Consider the following 12949-nt stretch of genomic DNA (forward strand, 5'->3'; position numbering starts at 1 on the left):
CCGACAGCTCAGAGGAGCCGTCGCTCCGAGGCCCAGCGGGTCAGCTCGTGGCGCGAGGAGAGCTGGAGCTTGCGGAGCACGGCCGACACATGGGTCTCGACCGTCTTGATCGAGATGAAGAGTTCCTTCGCCGTCTCCCTGTAGGTGTAGCCGCGGGCGATCAGGCGCATGACCTCGAGTTCGCGTGCGGAGAGGCGGTCGAGTTCGTCGTCGACGGCGACCGCCGCGGTGCCGAACGCATCGAGGACGAACCCGGCGAGTCGGGGTGAGAAGACGGCATCGCCCGAGGCGACGCGGTGGACGGCCGCCGTGATGTCGGGCCCGGAGATGGTCTTCGTGACGTAGCCGCGAGCGCCGGCCCGGATCACGGCGACGACGTCCTCCGCGGCATCCGAGACACTCAGGGCCAGGAAGCGGGACCTCGCGCCGAACGCGACGCAGCGGAGAATGACTTCCGCCCCGCCTCCTCCGCGTCCGCCCGGCAGATGGACGTCGAGGAGCACGACGTCGGGCCCGGTGGCCCGGATGACCGACTCGGCCTCCTCCACCGTCGACGCCTCTCCGAGCACGTCGATCGTCGCACCCAGGGTGGCGCGCAGGCCGGAACGGAAGATGCCGTGGTCGTCGACGATCACCACGGAGGCGCGAGCGTCGCCTGCCGGGTCCGTCGGTTCGTGGGTCATCCGGCGTCCTTCCCGCTCCCCGCCGACCGGGAAGCTCCGCTCTGGCCGGCGCCTGTCCGCGGGAGCCGGAGGTGTACCTCGGTGCCGCCGGGACCGGTCCTCAGCTCCGACGAGCCACCGTAGCGCAGCATCCTGCTGTGGATGGATTCGCGGATCCCCGCGCGGTCGGCCGGCACCTGGTCGGGGTCGAAGCCGCGACCACGGTCCCTGACGAACACGTCGATACTGTCCGGACCGGCCTCCAGGTACACCGAGACGGCCACGTCCGCGTGCTTCGCGGCGTTCAGCACGGCTTCCCTCGCCGCCTGGGAAAGGGCGTCCTCGGCGGGTCCGAGGGCGGCATCGCCCACGGCGACCACCGAGATGGGGTGCCCGTAGAGATCCTCGATCTCGCCGGCCGTCGCGCGGAGGCGCTCGGACAGGCTGCCCGGGTCCCGGGAAGGATCGGCGAACAGCCACCGACGGAGTTCCCGCTCCTGGGCCCGGGCCAGGCGCAGCACGTCGGTCTCGGAATCCGCCCTGTTCTGGATCAGGGCGAGCGTCTGCAGCACCGAGTCGTGCAGGTGGGCGGCTATCTCGGCGCGCTCCGCCTCCCGTACGCGCGACGCTCGTTCAGTCTCCAGGTCGCGCCAGAACTTCAGGCCCCAGGGGGCAAGGACCAGCCCGACGCCGGCGAGGACGGCGACGACCGCGATCAGGGTGGTCATCGTCAGGGACAGCGACGTGCTGCTGGACAGCGCCACGAGGACACCGGCGACGACGAGGACGATGCCCGCCGCGAGGCGCACGCCCCAGCCGGGCCTCCCTGCGCGGGCCTGGCTGACCAGCCGGGCCCGCCGGGCGTCGTCGAGCTGGGACCAGGCGAGCGCCGCGCCCGTGACGACCACGGAGACCGGGACGAGGAACGCCCAGTCGACCTGGACACCGAGCACCTGCGCCAGGAGCACCGCGGCCATGATGAGCAGTCCCGCGCCGAACAGGACCTCCCGCCGACCCGCGCGGCGCGCCCGTTCACCCCAGGATTCCGGCTCCCCCGACGGAGGCGGTCCCGGGGCAGGCGGTCCCGGGGCTGTCGCGCCGGTGTCCCGTCCCGGAGCGGTCGCCGGGGCGGTCGCGGCGGTGCCGGTGTCCCGTCCCGGAGCGGTCGCCGTCGCGCCGGTGTCACGTCCCGCGGCCTGCCGTCCCGGCGGAGGAGCGACTGCGGCGGTGCCGGCGTCGCGCATGAACGAGGCGGGCCCGCTGCGGCGGTCGAGGTCCGCCCGGTCGGCGGTCGTGGGGACGAAGATCCACAACCATCCGTAGAGGACCACGCCTGCTCCGGACGCGAGGGTGAGCAGGATCATGCCGAGGCGGATCCAGCCGGCGCCGATCCCCAGGTGGACGGCGAGTCCGGCGCACACTCCGGCGATCATGCCGTCGCGCCCGCGCACCAGGGGTGGTCTCATCACTCCATGAGACCACGCGGGCGGGTAGGCGGCACCGCACCCGGAGCAGAATCAGGGGCAGCTCAGGGTCCCCTCAGGGCAGTCCCCGATAGCACCCCCACCCTCCCGGCGGAAGGATGTAGGCATGAACCCATCACCGGGCGGGCCCGCCGAGCATCGAGAACCGGACCACGCCGATCAGGAACACCTTCCCGCCTCGTCCGCCTTCTTCCGCTGGATCCGGGGCCTGCACATCATTCGGACGCAGGATCGGTGGGTGGCCGGTGTCGCCGGTGGCGTAGCCCGCCGCACCGGCCTCGATCTGGCCCTGGTCCGGGGTCTGATCGTGGTCCTCGTGATCTTCGGCGGCGTCGGCGTGCTCCTGTACGGCATCGCGTGGGCACTGCTGCCCGAACCGGACGGGCGGATCCACGTGGAGCAGGCGGGGCGTGGTTCCTGGACCACCGGCCTGACGGGAGCCACCGTCCTGGTGGGCCTGGGACTGCTGCGGCCCGATGCGCCCATCCTCGGGGACGGCGGGAGCGGGCTGCTGTGGGCACTGTTCTGGGTCGGCGCCGTCGTGCTCTTCGTGTACTGGATCATCAATCGCTCGGGCAGGTCCGGGCCCCGGCCGGGAGGACCTGACGTGGAGGACGCGGCACCGGGATACCAGCCGACGGCGCCGCGGGAGGATGTTCCCCCGACCTATCCGCTGCCCTACCAGCCCGGGCAGGGCGCGTGGGCCGGATCGTCGTTCGCCTCCTCCGGTGACACCCCGATCGAACCACAGCGACAGCGGCTGGCTCCGTTGCCGCGGCGGCGGCCCGTCCGTCCACCCGGCTCCGTCACCGCGCTGCTCGTCGGTGGAGCGATCACCGTCTCCGCCCTCGTACTCGCCCTGGACTACACCGGTGTGCTCAGGTTCGCCGATGCTCCGGTCGTGGCGCTCGCCACCGCCGCGATCATCCTGGCGCTCGCTGTGATCGCCCTCGGGGTGCGGGGCCGGACCTCCGGCCTCGTCGGTGCCACCGCAGCCGTGGCGACGATCGGCGCACTCGTCGCCTCCCTCGTGGTGGTCAGTGGGACACTCGCCCTGGCCCAGCAGACCATCGCCCGGCCGGGGTCGTCCGAGGCGGCAGCGCAGGGGTACAGCAATCTTGCGGCAGCGAGCACCATCGATCTCACCGGCCTCCCCACTCCCGAACGGGACCTCGTCGTGCCGGTGAACTCCCTCGCCAGCGAGGTCACGGTACGGGTGCCCGAGGACGTGGCGGTGGAGATCCGGGGAGAGATGCCGCTGAGCAGTGTGAGCGTCCGCGGCCCCGACACCACCGCACGCCTCGTCGACGGCGACGTCGGAGCCCTCGATCTGGGCCGGGACGAGGTGACACCCGATACCTCCGGACCCGCGATCGTCCTCGACCTGGGCGGCGCGCTGAGCGACGTGACGATCGTCAGGGTGCCGGACGCCGTGGATCCCGGTGGCCCTGCGCTTGTCGACCCGACCCCTACAGGAGAAACCCCATGAGCACCTCCCTCACCCCGCCGGAACCCCGCCCACGCGTGACGACCATCGTGTGGGGTGTGGTGCTCCTGATCATCCCCGCGCTGATCCTCGCCGGGCAGTTCTTCGCCATCGCCATCGATCCGGTGATCCTCACGCTCGGACTGCTCGTGGGCGTGGGACTGTCCCTCGTGATCGGCGGCATCCTCTCGCTCCGCGCGCGGCACCCCGCCGGCGCGGACCGGGACCGCGCGGACTGGGACCGCTCGGACACCGGGACCGACGACATCGCGGGATACTGGGAGGGCTGACTCCCGATCCCGTCGCGTCCCGACCACCCCTCCCCGTCATCGAAAGGCAGACCATGCAGACCTTCTACCGCGTCCTCCGCTCCTCCCCCCTCAAACGGGCTCCCGGAGGACTCCTCGGCGGCATAGCCTCCGGTATCGCCCAGCAGTTCGGCTGGCGCGTCTCCTATGTACGGATCGGGATGCTGCTCAGCTTCCTGCTCCCCTTCATCAGCCTGCCGCTCTACGGGGTGCTGTGGCTCCTGCTCCCGAAGGACGACGGGACCATCGCCCTCGAGACGCTGCTGAACCGCTAGCCCCCCGGTCCCGGCACGGGCGCATCCAGCGCTGGATGCGCCTTCGCCTCCGGGCACCTGAGAGGATGGGTGCCGTGCCGAAGACCCCAGCCACCCGCCGTTTCCCCCGCCTGCTCATCGCGTCCTGCGTGTTCCTGTTCGTCTCCGGCTTCTTCCTGGTCAGATTCCCCGATGTCGAGGGGGCGAGCTACGCGTCCTACGGCTTCAATCTGCTCATCGCACTGCCCGCCTTCATCGCGATCGTCCGGCAGTTCGGAGCGGCCCGCGGTGTTGCAGCACTGGCCGCCGTGTCCGTCTTCGGGTATCTCATCGAGGGGTTCGGCGTCGCGACCCACATGCCGTACGGCGAGTTCTACTACGGCGATCCGCTCGGTCCCACCATCTTCGGACTCGTTCCCTATCTGCTACCGCTGTCCTACGTGCCGCTCGTCATCGGGGCCGTCGCCGTCGTGTCGGGCACCGGCACGATGCTGCGCAGGATCGTGCTCGGCGGGCTGCTGCTGGTGGTGATCGACGGCGTCCTCGACCCGGGAGCGGCGGCCCTCGGGTTCTGGATCTGGCCGGGAGGCGGGCCGTACTACGGGGTTCCGCTCTCCAACTACGGCGGCTGGCTGATCTCCGGGCTGGTCGCCTCCGCCCTCGTGACGTGGATCGGAGGGCGGCACCTCACCGAGGTACCCCTTCGCCCGGGACTGCTCGACAGCCTGCTCGTCTCCATGGTCCTGTGGCTGAGCGTCTGCATCTTCTCCGGGCTCGTGGTCCCCGCGGTGCTCGCTGTGGCGCTGATCGTCCTGATCGCTCGCCGCCGGCTTCAGCTGACCCGATCCCGGACCGCACCCACCGGTGCGGTCGAGGCGGAGGACACCGTCCGCCACCCCTGAGCCATTCGGCTCAGCGCGCTGCGGGACCGAGCCGGGCCAGGAGCTTCTGCGTGGACATCATGGCACCGCCGAGCACCGCGGGCAGCCCCCCGCCCGGATGCACCGAAGAGCCGACGCGCCAGAGCCAGGGGCGCAACGGGTCCGCATAGGGCGGCACGTGGAACGGGCCACTCATCCAGACCGGATGTACCGCACCGTACAGGGCACCCCCGGCGGAGCCGCGCTCGCCGAAATACCCGGGGTCGAGGATCTCGTGGGACGCGAAATGGTCCTCGAGGGGCTCCTCCAGCCCGAGCACGCGTGTGGTCCGCTCGAGTTCGCGCCGCACGAACGGGTCCTCGAGGGAGTACGTCCGGCCGTTGGCCGGAGCGGTGAGGAGCAGCGCCAGGGTGGCCGACGCGTTCGGATACACCTCGTGCGCCGGGTAGTAGTTGGCGAAGGCCATGGTCTGCTCGGGCTCACTGCCGGCCTCGAGTGCCGCGTAGAGCTCCGCAGGGTCGTCGGGCATGATCACGCCGTGACGCGCCGTGCCCGCCGGCAGGGGCCGGGACAGCACCGCATAGATCCCAACGGCGGAGCAGGTGAGCTTCCGCGGCGTCCTGGGCGCGCGGCCACCCAGCAGTCCTGCCAGGCGGTGCGCGTCGAGGCCACTGACGACGGCGTCCGCCGGATAGGTTCCCTCCCGCGTCACCACCCGGTGCCGCCGGATACGCTGCACCGGTTCCGACGTCCGGATCTCCACGCCTGCGTCGCGCGCGATCCGTTCGAGGGCCAGCACCAGTTCGAAGATGCCGCCCTCCGGGATCCAGACCCCGTCGTGCGCCATGATCGCGGGCATGCTGGCATAGAGCGCAGGCGTCCGGGTGGGACTGACCCCCGCATTCAGGGTGTGGATCGCGATGACCTCCCGCAACCCGTCGGGCAGCCAGGTGAGGCTGTCCAGGTAGCTGCGCGTGGTCAGCCTCGGACCGTACAGGCCCGCCAGCCGCGCGAGCGCCGGGTACGAGCCCGCCTCCAGGGGGCCGGTGGTCAGCAACCGGGACACGTCCGGCCCGAGGATGCCGTGCTCGGCGGCGAAACGGGTCCAGGCCCCGTGCCAGGGGTGGCCCTCGGGGACGGGCAGAGAGCACTTCTCGCCACGGTAGAAGTAGGTACCGACCTCCTCGAGCCGTTCAAGCCGCAGATCCGCGACCTCGGCAGCGCTCTGCGCGCCGTGGGACCCTGCGGCATCGAGCCGGCGCAGGAGCTCTTCCCAGACGCCCGGGAACGTGAACAGGGACGGACCGGTGTCGGCCCGCTGCCCCGCCAGGTCGATGCGGCGACTCTTGCCGCCCACGCGATCCGCTGCCTCCAGCAGGGTCACGCGGTGCCCGGCACGTCCCAGCAGGGCGGCGGCCGTGAGACCGCCGATACCACCGCCCACCACGACGACGCGGCTCATGGCAGCAGATCCAGGGTGAGGGCGACGACGAGCTGGACGCCGGCGACCGTCCCGGCCACGTACGGGAACGCGATGGAGTACCGGTACAGGCGGTGTCCGGTCTCTGGCCGGGGATCCCGGGACAGGGCGAGCAGGAGGCCTCCGGCGATCACCGCGTTGACCACGGCGACCGGGATGTTCACGAGCGCGAAGCAGACGGTGGACACGATCCACCACGCGCCGCTCCAGGCGACGACGCCGCGGGCGCCCAACCGGACCGCCGTCGTCGTGATCCCCACCGACCTGTCCTCGTCGATGTCCTGGACGGCGTCGAATGTGTGCTTCGCGGCGCTCCACGCCATGAGACCGAGGGCCGCCGCCCACACCGGCGCTTCCCCGAGCGCGTAGGGCACGATGACGAGCGGGAAGGCATAGGCCGCGTTGCTGATCGAATCGAGATAGGGGCGGGCCTTGAAGCGCAGGGGCGGAGCGGAGTAGAAGACGAAGACGAGGGCGTAGGCCGCGATCCACGCCAGGGCCGCCGGGGGCAGCGTCACGGCGAACCAGATCAGGAACGGCACATTGGCCACGAGCACGGAGCTCCAGATGGCGCGGACCTCGGTGGCCCTGATCAGGGCGCCCTCGAGGGAGCCCTTGCGGGGGTTGAGGGCGTCAGTGTCCTGGTCGAAGATGTCGTTCACGCCGTAGATGAGCAGGTTGAACGGCAGCGTCAGCCAGACCAGGAGCACCAGGGCATCGGCCCGCCACAGGCTCCCGGTGAGCCAGAGCCCGATCACACCGGTCCCCAGGGTATTGATCCACAGCACCGGTCTGGAGATGTGGACCATGCGCAGCGCTACCGGTGCGAAACCTGCCTGGGGCACGGTCGATGTCCTCCTCGGACGGGCTGGGCACGCACGCCTGGGGACCTCGGTCCCCCGCGCGCAGGATGGCTCCAGCCTACGTGCTCCCGCCGACGCCGGAGCACCCCGCACCGCGCCGCCCGTGGGCCCGTCCGGGCCCGGCGGCCATGCCCCTCAGGGACCCGGGCGGCCCCTGAGTCTAGACTCGTGGGTGGGCCCGACGGCGTGCTCGCGATGGACCCAACCTCGTCGTAAGGAACCAGGACACATGAAGATCGGAATCCTCACCAGCGGGGGCGACTGCCCCGGACTGAACGCCGTCATCCGCGGCGCGGTGCTCAAGGGCATCAAGGTGCACGACCAGGAGTTCGTGGGCTTCCGCGACGGCTGGCGGGGCGTGGTCGAGGGCGACGTCATCGAGCTGCCCCGTCACGCGGTGCGCGGCATCTCCAAGCAGGGAGGCACCATCCTCGGCACGTCGAGGACCAATCCCTTCGAGGGCAACGGCGGTGCAGAGGCCATCGCCGCGAATCTGGAGCGCCTGGGTATCGATGCGATCATCGCCATCGGCGGCGAGGGGACCCTGGCTGCGGCGAAGCGCCTCACGGATCTCGGCCTGAAGATCGTGGGCGTACCCAAGACCGTCGACAACGACCTCGACGCGACGGACTACACCTTCGGGTTCGACACGGCCGTGCAGATAGCCACCGAGGCGATCGACAGACTGCGCACCACGGGTGAATCCCACAGCCGCTGCATGATCGCCGAGGTCATGGGCCGCCACGTCGGCTGGATCGCCCTGCACGCGGGGATGGCCTCCGGCGCCCACGCCATCCTGATGCCCGAGCAGCGGACCAGCATCGAGCAGATCACCGAGTGGGTGTCCATGGCGAACTCACGCGGGCGTGCTCCCCTCGTCGTCGTCGCCGAGGGATTCGTGCCCTCGCACCTGGAGCAGGCGCACTCCGAGCGCGGCCTCGACACCTTCGGCCGCCCACGGCTGGGCGGGATCGCGGAGCAGCTCGCCCCCGAGATCGAGGCCCGCACCGGCATCGAGACCCGCGCCACGATCCTGGGTCACATCCAGCGCGGAGGCGTGCCGTCGTCGTTCGACCGCGTGCTGGCAACGCGCCTCGGCATGGCGGCGGTCGATTCCGTCGTGGACGGACTCTGGGGCACCATGGTGGCCCTGGAGGGCACCGAGATCGTCCACGTGGGTTTCGAGGCAGCGCTGGGCAATCTCAAGCGGGTCCCCCAGCACCGCTACGACGAAGCCGCGATCCTGTTCGGATGAGCGAGCTGGAACTCGAGACCGGCACGGTCTCCATCGTCCGCTTCGCCTGGGCCCGACTGCTGGGTCTCGACGACGGCGCGCTGGGCGACGGCGGCACGGACAGGCTCCGTCATATCGACGACGACGCCTCGGTACTGACCTTCGTGACCCTCTTCGGCCGGGAGATCCTCGCCGGACCCGGCTGGGCCGTGGACGCCGCCCGGGACATTCCGGGGGCCGAACTGAGGAAGCATTCCACACTGCTCGCCCTCAGCCGCGACCACGGAGGCCGGGGACTCGGGGAGGCCCAGCTCTATTTCTGCGACACACTGCCGCAGCTCGAGGGATCTCCGGCCGTCGTGTCCTCCGAGGCCGCCCTCATCCGAGCGCTCGAGCAGCGGTGCCCGCCTGACGACGTCGCCGAGGCTGGCCTGGCGCGGATGGGGAACGCCGTCGTCCTCCTGGGCGAGGACACCACGGAGGACGACGCCTCACCGACGCCGCTGGCCGGCGCGGGGTACGACCTCCGGGAGGGGATCCTGGCACACATGGCAGTGCTCACTCCGCCGGACGAGCGGGGCAGGGGTTACGCGCAGCGCATCACCGCCGTCGCGGTCGAGGAGGCGATGGCAGCCGGGCTCGTACCCCAGTGGCGCGCCCGCACCGACAACACGGCATCCCAGCGGACGGCGCGCAGGGCGGGCTTCGCGTACGCGGGGACCCAGACGTCGGTGGCCCTGCCCCGGGACTGAGTTCGTTCCGGCGTGCGCATCATCAGTCCGGGGGCCTCGGCGCCGTGCTCCGCGGGACACGGTGCGAATCCTGGGTCTTCGGACCCGGAAAGCGTGTGTCGGGGTGCGACATGCCGTCCATCGACTGGGGCGACCGGGCGAAGCCCCCGGGCCCGCACGCGATCGAGGCTGCACCCGCGGCGGAACGGGCGCCACGACGACGGCGGCACAAACCCCGCGCGGCGGACGTGCACGCGCTACCGGTCGAAGAGCTCCACCATCCCGGCCCGGGCGAACATCTCCGCCGTGGCACGGGCGGAGGGCGTCCCCGCGTCGGGGTCCGCTCCGGCTGACGTCAGCATCTGCACAACGTCCGTGTAGCCCTTGAACACCGCGCCGGCGAGGGGTGTCTGACCGCGGTCGTTCGCCTGGTCGACGGCGGAGCCTCGGCCGAGGAGGTCCTCGACGATCGACGGGTGGCCGTTGTAGGCCGCGAGCATGAGCAGGCTGTCCCCGGCCGCCGTGGTCAGCGTGATCGGCACCCCGGCATCGAGGTAACGCATCAGCATGGCACCATCACCGTTCCGGGCGGCGTCGAACAGAGCATGGGCCAGGGCGATCGCCGCGGCAGCGTCGTCGTTGTCGGTCGGGCCGTCGTTCCCGGCGCTCATCGCGGTGTCCGCAGGAAGCCGGTGGCCCGGCCCACGACCTGCCCGGCATCCGGGGTCACGATGACCTCCTGTGCGGCGGCGTAGGTCTCCTCGCCGTCCTGCACGAGCAGCCCGGCCGCCGGATCGACGGACCGCTTGAGGACGGCGAGGGCGATGGGGCCCATCTCGTAGTGGTGAGCCACCGAAGTGACCCTGCCGACGGTGCGTCCCTCGACGACGACGGCGCTCCCCCCGGCGGGCAGGGTGTGCTGGCTGCCGTCGAGGTGGAGGAAGGTCAGACGGCGCGGTGGGTGCCCGAGGTTGTGGACCCGCGCGATGGTCTCCTGCCCCTTGTAGCAGCCCTTCGAGAGGTGGACCGCGGTGCGCATCAGGTCGAGTTCGTGCGGAATGGTCTTCTCGTCCGTCTCGAAACCCGGACGGGGTCGCCAGGCGGCAACCCGGAGCGCTTCGGCCGCGAGGGAACCGGCGAGGGTCAGCCCCGTCGAGGTCACGGCGTCCTCGACGCCGTCCCGCGGTACGAGGTACTCGAACCAGGGCCGCTCCGCGCCGGGGTGCTCGTCATCGGCAAAACCCGAATAGGCGTACCCGCCCACTCCGACGGACGGCCACGGGTCCTCCCAGACGACGGCGTCCCCGCCCAGGACAGGCAGGGCGCGCGTGGAGCCGAGCACGGACCAGTCCTGCGACACGTCCGCCACCTCGACGCGCAGCGTGAACCTCATCCTGTCCAGCCAGGCAGCCATGGGGGCGGCCTCGCTGCCCTCGGTGATGAGCCAGGTGGTGGCGCCGTCGTCCACCACGTGGGCCGAATGCTCGATCCGACCCTGCACGGTGAGCAGCAGCGTCTCAGAACTCTGGCCCGGTTGCAGGCCGAGGAGCAGCTGGGAGGAGAGCGTGTTGAGCCAGCTGAGCCGATCAGGGCCGGAGATGGTGACCACGCCGCGCTGGGAGAGGTCCACCACCGCCTGTCCGTCGGCCAGGAGCCGCTGCTCGCGGAAGGGGTCGCCGTAGTGGGACGCCACGCCGGAATCTGCCCCACCGCCGGCCACGGCGCCGGGGCGTTCCAGGAAAGGGCTCTGTGAGGTCATATCCGTATAACGCCTTCCGGGAGGGACTATTCCTCCGGCCCAGACCCGGGAGCCCCGCAGGTCCTCCGACCGCTGCGGTCAGGAGGCCTTGCGCAGGATCGCCGAGGCATGCGCCTCCAGGGATCCGCCGTCCGCCGCGACGTCCCAGCGCCAGTAGAGATTGCCCTCCACGAGGCCGAACAGACGCGTGGCAGCGGTGTACTCCTTGGACTGCTGTCCGCGCATCACCAGATCGGTGCTGAGCTGGACCTGCGGGCCCTTGATGGTCCCGTAGTACAGCTCCGCGATGCCGCCGGGGTGGACGATGGTGGCGGTGAGGTCGAAGCCCCCGGCGTCGTTGCGGAACTGCTCCACCTCGTCGGCCGTCTTCAGGGACGGCACCATGTCGGCCGGCCTCAGTCCCGGCCCGACGTCGGCATCGTTCAGCCTGCGGTCCAGAGCCCAGAACCCCGTCTCGACGGAGAGCGGTCGCAGCTGCACGTCCTGCTCGTCGACGAGCCAGGATTCCGCACTGTACCGGAGGTAGGGCAGGCCGTTCTGGGTGAACTCGACCCGCTGGAAGAAGCGTTCCGATCCCGCAGTCCCCTCCCCGAGCATGCCCGTACCCTCCCAGGTCCCGAGCAGCCAGGACAGGGGGACGAGCTCGGGCGTGAGGTCGGTGGGTAGATCGATCGACATCGGGGCGCCGGGCCGATCGGCTACTTCTGGCCCTTGTACAGGCGGGCGATCACGAGGGCTGCGAAACCTGCCATGCCGAGACCGGCGACGACCAGCAGCGAGATGAAGAAGATTTCAAGAGCGAGGATGGACATGGTGACATCCTAACGTGCACCTCCGACAGCGCCGCAACGGATGTGCCCGGGTCACCCTCCTCGAGTCGGAGCCACAGGAGGGTCCGTCAGGCCAGGAAGAAACCGTCGAGGAAGTAGACGACGGCGCCGACGGCGAGCACGGGGGTGAGACCCGCGGAGACCGCGGCCAGCGCCGGCAGCGGCGTTCCACGCGCGATCAGGAGCCGCCGGGTCGCGGCGATGACCGCACCGCAGACCAGGCCGACCACAGCTGCGGCGAGCGCCGGCACATCGGTGAACAGCAGGGCACCCAGGGGGCCCGCGAGCGCGGCGAGGGCGACGGCGGCCGGAGCGATGAGACGGTCCGGGAACGGCAGGAGGGAGACCGCGATGGCTACCAGGATGCTCACCCCGGTCACGAGCGTCATGCCGGAATCGGTGGCGTTGGCCGCCAGCCGCTCGGTGGCGACCCAGCCCGACCCCATCCCCACGGCGACAACCCCGGAGCTGGCCCCGAGCGTCGATTCGAGGCGGAAGCTCTGTCCCGTTCCCCGGACGAGCTGGATCATGAAGACGGCCCCGACACCGAGCGCCACACAGGCGGGGAACCACGCCAGGAAGGACGGGGCAGGTACCAGAGCTGTGAGGCTCACCGCGAGGAGTGCGCTGAGTCCGATGGCCGCCGATTGGCTCTTGCGTGCCGGGACCCCCAGAAGATGGGTCCACCCGACGGCGGCGACGACGCACAGGGCTCCGACCGAGAGCGCGACCGCGGTCAGCGAGAGGTACGACGCGGCGACCACGAGGGCGGTGGCTCCGGCCGCCGCGACTGCCACACTCGTCCTCTTCACCCTGCAATACTGCCCTACGCGCAGGGGGAGAGGGACAATCCGGCGCCCACAGGCACCCCGCGGCGTGGGACACGTCACGCGGCGGCGGCTACACTCGTCGGAACGTGACCCGCCCTCCGCCGGGCGGGCCGACGCCGTTGCCCGATGATGCGCACTCCTGATCCA

14 protein-coding genes are annotated in these 12949 nt (G+C 71.0%); 6 read left to right on the plus strand and 8 right to left on the minus strand.

The annotated features are described in order from the left end of the window. Nucleotides 1-8: 8 nt before the first annotated feature. Together FQ377_RS00800 and FQ377_RS00805 are read right to left on the minus strand one after the other, a co-directional pair. Nucleotides 9-683 carry a LuxR C-terminal-related transcriptional regulator gene (locus FQ377_RS00800; protein ID WP_148599350.1) on the minus strand — a complete coding sequence of 225 codons (675 nt, stop codon included), beginning with the start codon at nucleotides 681-683 and terminating at the stop codon, nucleotides 9-11. After that, complete coding sequence (locus FQ377_RS00805; protein ID WP_148599351.1) at nucleotides 680-2128, minus strand: ATP-binding protein; 1449 nt, start codon at nucleotides 2126-2128, stop codon at nucleotides 680-682. The genes FQ377_RS00800 and FQ377_RS00805 overlap by 4 nt, the downstream gene beginning before the upstream one ends. Before the next feature lie 124 nt (nucleotides 2129-2252). Here FQ377_RS00805 and FQ377_RS00810 point away from each other — a divergent pair, with 124 nt between their 5' ends. The 4 genes from FQ377_RS00810 (at nucleotide 2253) to FQ377_RS00825 (ending at nucleotide 5096) form a co-directional block, all read left to right on the plus strand. Next, the gene (locus tag FQ377_RS00810) at nucleotides 2253-3635 is read left to right on the plus strand and encodes a PspC domain-containing protein (protein WP_148599352.1); all 1383 of its coding nucleotides are present in this window, start codon (nucleotides 2253-2255) and stop codon (nucleotides 3633-3635) included. Then, nucleotides 3632-3922, plus strand: a complete 291-nt coding sequence (locus tag FQ377_RS00815) for a hypothetical protein (protein ID WP_148599353.1) — start codon at nucleotides 3632-3634, stop codon at nucleotides 3920-3922. The genes FQ377_RS00810 and FQ377_RS00815 overlap by 4 nt, the downstream gene beginning before the upstream one ends. Before the next feature lie 53 nt (nucleotides 3923-3975). Further along, complete coding sequence (locus FQ377_RS00820; RefSeq protein WP_148599354.1) at nucleotides 3976-4215, plus strand: PspC domain-containing protein; 240 nt, start codon at nucleotides 3976-3978, stop codon at nucleotides 4213-4215. 74 nt (nucleotides 4216-4289) lie between these two features. Then, complete coding sequence (locus FQ377_RS00825) at nucleotides 4290-5096, plus strand: carotenoid biosynthesis protein (RefSeq protein ID WP_187393205.1); 807 nt, start codon at nucleotides 4290-4292, stop codon at nucleotides 5094-5096. Between the two features lie 10 nt (nucleotides 5097-5106). Here FQ377_RS00825 and FQ377_RS00830 read toward each other — a convergent pair whose 3' ends face one another. Together FQ377_RS00830 and FQ377_RS00835 are read right to left on the minus strand one after the other, a co-directional pair. Continuing rightward, nucleotides 5107-6537, minus strand: a complete 1431-nt coding sequence (locus tag FQ377_RS00830) for a phytoene desaturase family protein (RefSeq protein WP_148599356.1) — start codon at nucleotides 6535-6537, stop codon at nucleotides 5107-5109. Next, entirely contained in the window at nucleotides 6534-7400 is an 867-nt protein-coding gene (locus FQ377_RS00835; RefSeq protein WP_262364195.1) for a UbiA family prenyltransferase, read from the minus strand. Before FQ377_RS00835 ends, FQ377_RS00830 begins: the two co-directional genes overlap by 4 nt. Before the next feature lie 247 nt (nucleotides 7401-7647). Between FQ377_RS00835 and FQ377_RS00840 the strand changes: the two genes are divergently transcribed. Both FQ377_RS00840 and FQ377_RS00845 read left to right on the plus strand, forming a co-directional pair. Further along, entirely contained in the window at nucleotides 7648-8673 is a 1026-nt protein-coding gene (locus tag FQ377_RS00840) for a 6-phosphofructokinase (RefSeq protein WP_148599357.1), read from the plus strand. Further along, a complete protein-coding gene (locus FQ377_RS00845) occupies nucleotides 8670-9404 on the plus strand; it encodes a GNAT family N-acetyltransferase (RefSeq protein WP_262364196.1) in 735 nt (244 codons plus the stop codon). The genes FQ377_RS00840 and FQ377_RS00845 overlap by 4 nt, the downstream gene beginning before the upstream one ends. Nucleotides 9405-9640: 236 nt before the next feature. On the opposite strand, the gene FQ377_RS00850 is transcribed toward FQ377_RS00845, so the two are convergent. The 4 genes from FQ377_RS00850 to FQ377_RS00865 form a co-directional block, all read right to left on the minus strand. Beyond that, the gene (locus tag FQ377_RS00850; protein WP_148599358.1) at nucleotides 9641-10054 is read right to left on the minus strand and encodes an ankyrin repeat domain-containing protein; all 414 of its coding nucleotides are present in this window, start codon (nucleotides 10052-10054) and stop codon (nucleotides 9641-9643) included. Beyond that, nucleotides 10051-11142 (minus strand): CAF17-like 4Fe-4S cluster assembly/insertion protein YgfZ, encoded by a 1092-nt coding sequence (ygfZ, locus tag FQ377_RS00855; protein ID WP_148599359.1) that lies wholly within the window; start codon nucleotides 11140-11142, stop codon nucleotides 10051-10053. Before ygfZ ends, FQ377_RS00850 begins: the two co-directional genes overlap by 4 nt. A gap of 78 nt (nucleotides 11143-11220) precedes the next feature. Beyond that, nucleotides 11221-11820 (minus strand): heme-binding beta-barrel domain-containing protein, encoded by a 600-nt coding sequence (locus FQ377_RS00860; protein ID WP_148599360.1) that lies wholly within the window; start codon nucleotides 11818-11820, stop codon nucleotides 11221-11223. Between the two features lie 220 nt (nucleotides 11821-12040). Then, nucleotides 12041-12784 (minus strand): hypothetical protein, encoded by a 744-nt coding sequence (locus tag FQ377_RS00865; protein WP_262364197.1) that lies wholly within the window; start codon nucleotides 12782-12784, stop codon nucleotides 12041-12043. Nucleotides 12785-12949 lie beyond the last annotated feature (165 nt).

The organism is Arthrobacter echini, assembly GCF_008107445.1.
Taxonomy (GTDB): domain Bacteria; phylum Actinomycetota; class Actinomycetes; order Actinomycetales; family Micrococcaceae; genus Arthrobacter_D; species Arthrobacter_D echini_A.

What these genes read in the sequence shown, in the direction of transcription:
- FQ377_RS00800 (WP_148599350.1), bottom strand. Translation starts at nt 683, where the DNA reads ATGACCCACGAACCGACGGACCCGGCAGGCGACGCTCGCGCCTCCGTG.
- FQ377_RS00805 (WP_148599351.1), bottom strand. Translation starts at nt 2,128, where the DNA reads ATGAGACCACCCCTGGTGCGCGGGCGCGACGGCATGATCGCCGGAGTG.
- FQ377_RS00810 (WP_148599352.1), top strand. Translation starts at nt 2,253, where the DNA reads ATGAACCCATCACCGGGCGGGCCCGCCGAGCATCGAGAACCGGACCAC.
- FQ377_RS00815 (WP_148599353.1), top strand. Translation starts at nt 3,632, where the DNA reads ATGAGCACCTCCCTCACCCCGCCGGAACCCCGCCCACGCGTGACGACC.
- FQ377_RS00820 (WP_148599354.1), top strand. Translation starts at nt 3,976, where the DNA reads ATGCAGACCTTCTACCGCGTCCTCCGCTCCTCCCCCCTCAAACGGGCT.
- FQ377_RS00830 (WP_148599356.1), bottom strand. Translation starts at nt 6,537, where the DNA reads ATGAGCCGCGTCGTCGTGGTGGGCGGTGGTATCGGCGGTCTCACGGCC.
- FQ377_RS00840 (WP_148599357.1), top strand. Translation starts at nt 7,648, where the DNA reads ATGAAGATCGGAATCCTCACCAGCGGGGGCGACTGCCCCGGACTGAAC.
- FQ377_RS00845 (WP_262364196.1), top strand. Translation starts at nt 8,670, where the DNA reads ATGAGCGAGCTGGAACTCGAGACCGGCACGGTCTCCATCGTCCGCTTC.
- FQ377_RS00850 (WP_148599358.1), bottom strand. Translation starts at nt 10,054, where the DNA reads ATGAGCGCCGGGAACGACGGCCCGACCGACAACGACGACGCTGCCGCG.
- ygfZ (WP_148599359.1), bottom strand. Translation starts at nt 11,142, where the DNA reads ATGACCTCACAGAGCCCTTTCCTGGAACGCCCCGGCGCCGTGGCCGGC.
- FQ377_RS00860 (WP_148599360.1), bottom strand. Translation starts at nt 11,820, where the DNA reads ATGTCGATCGATCTACCCACCGACCTCACGCCCGAGCTCGTCCCCCTG.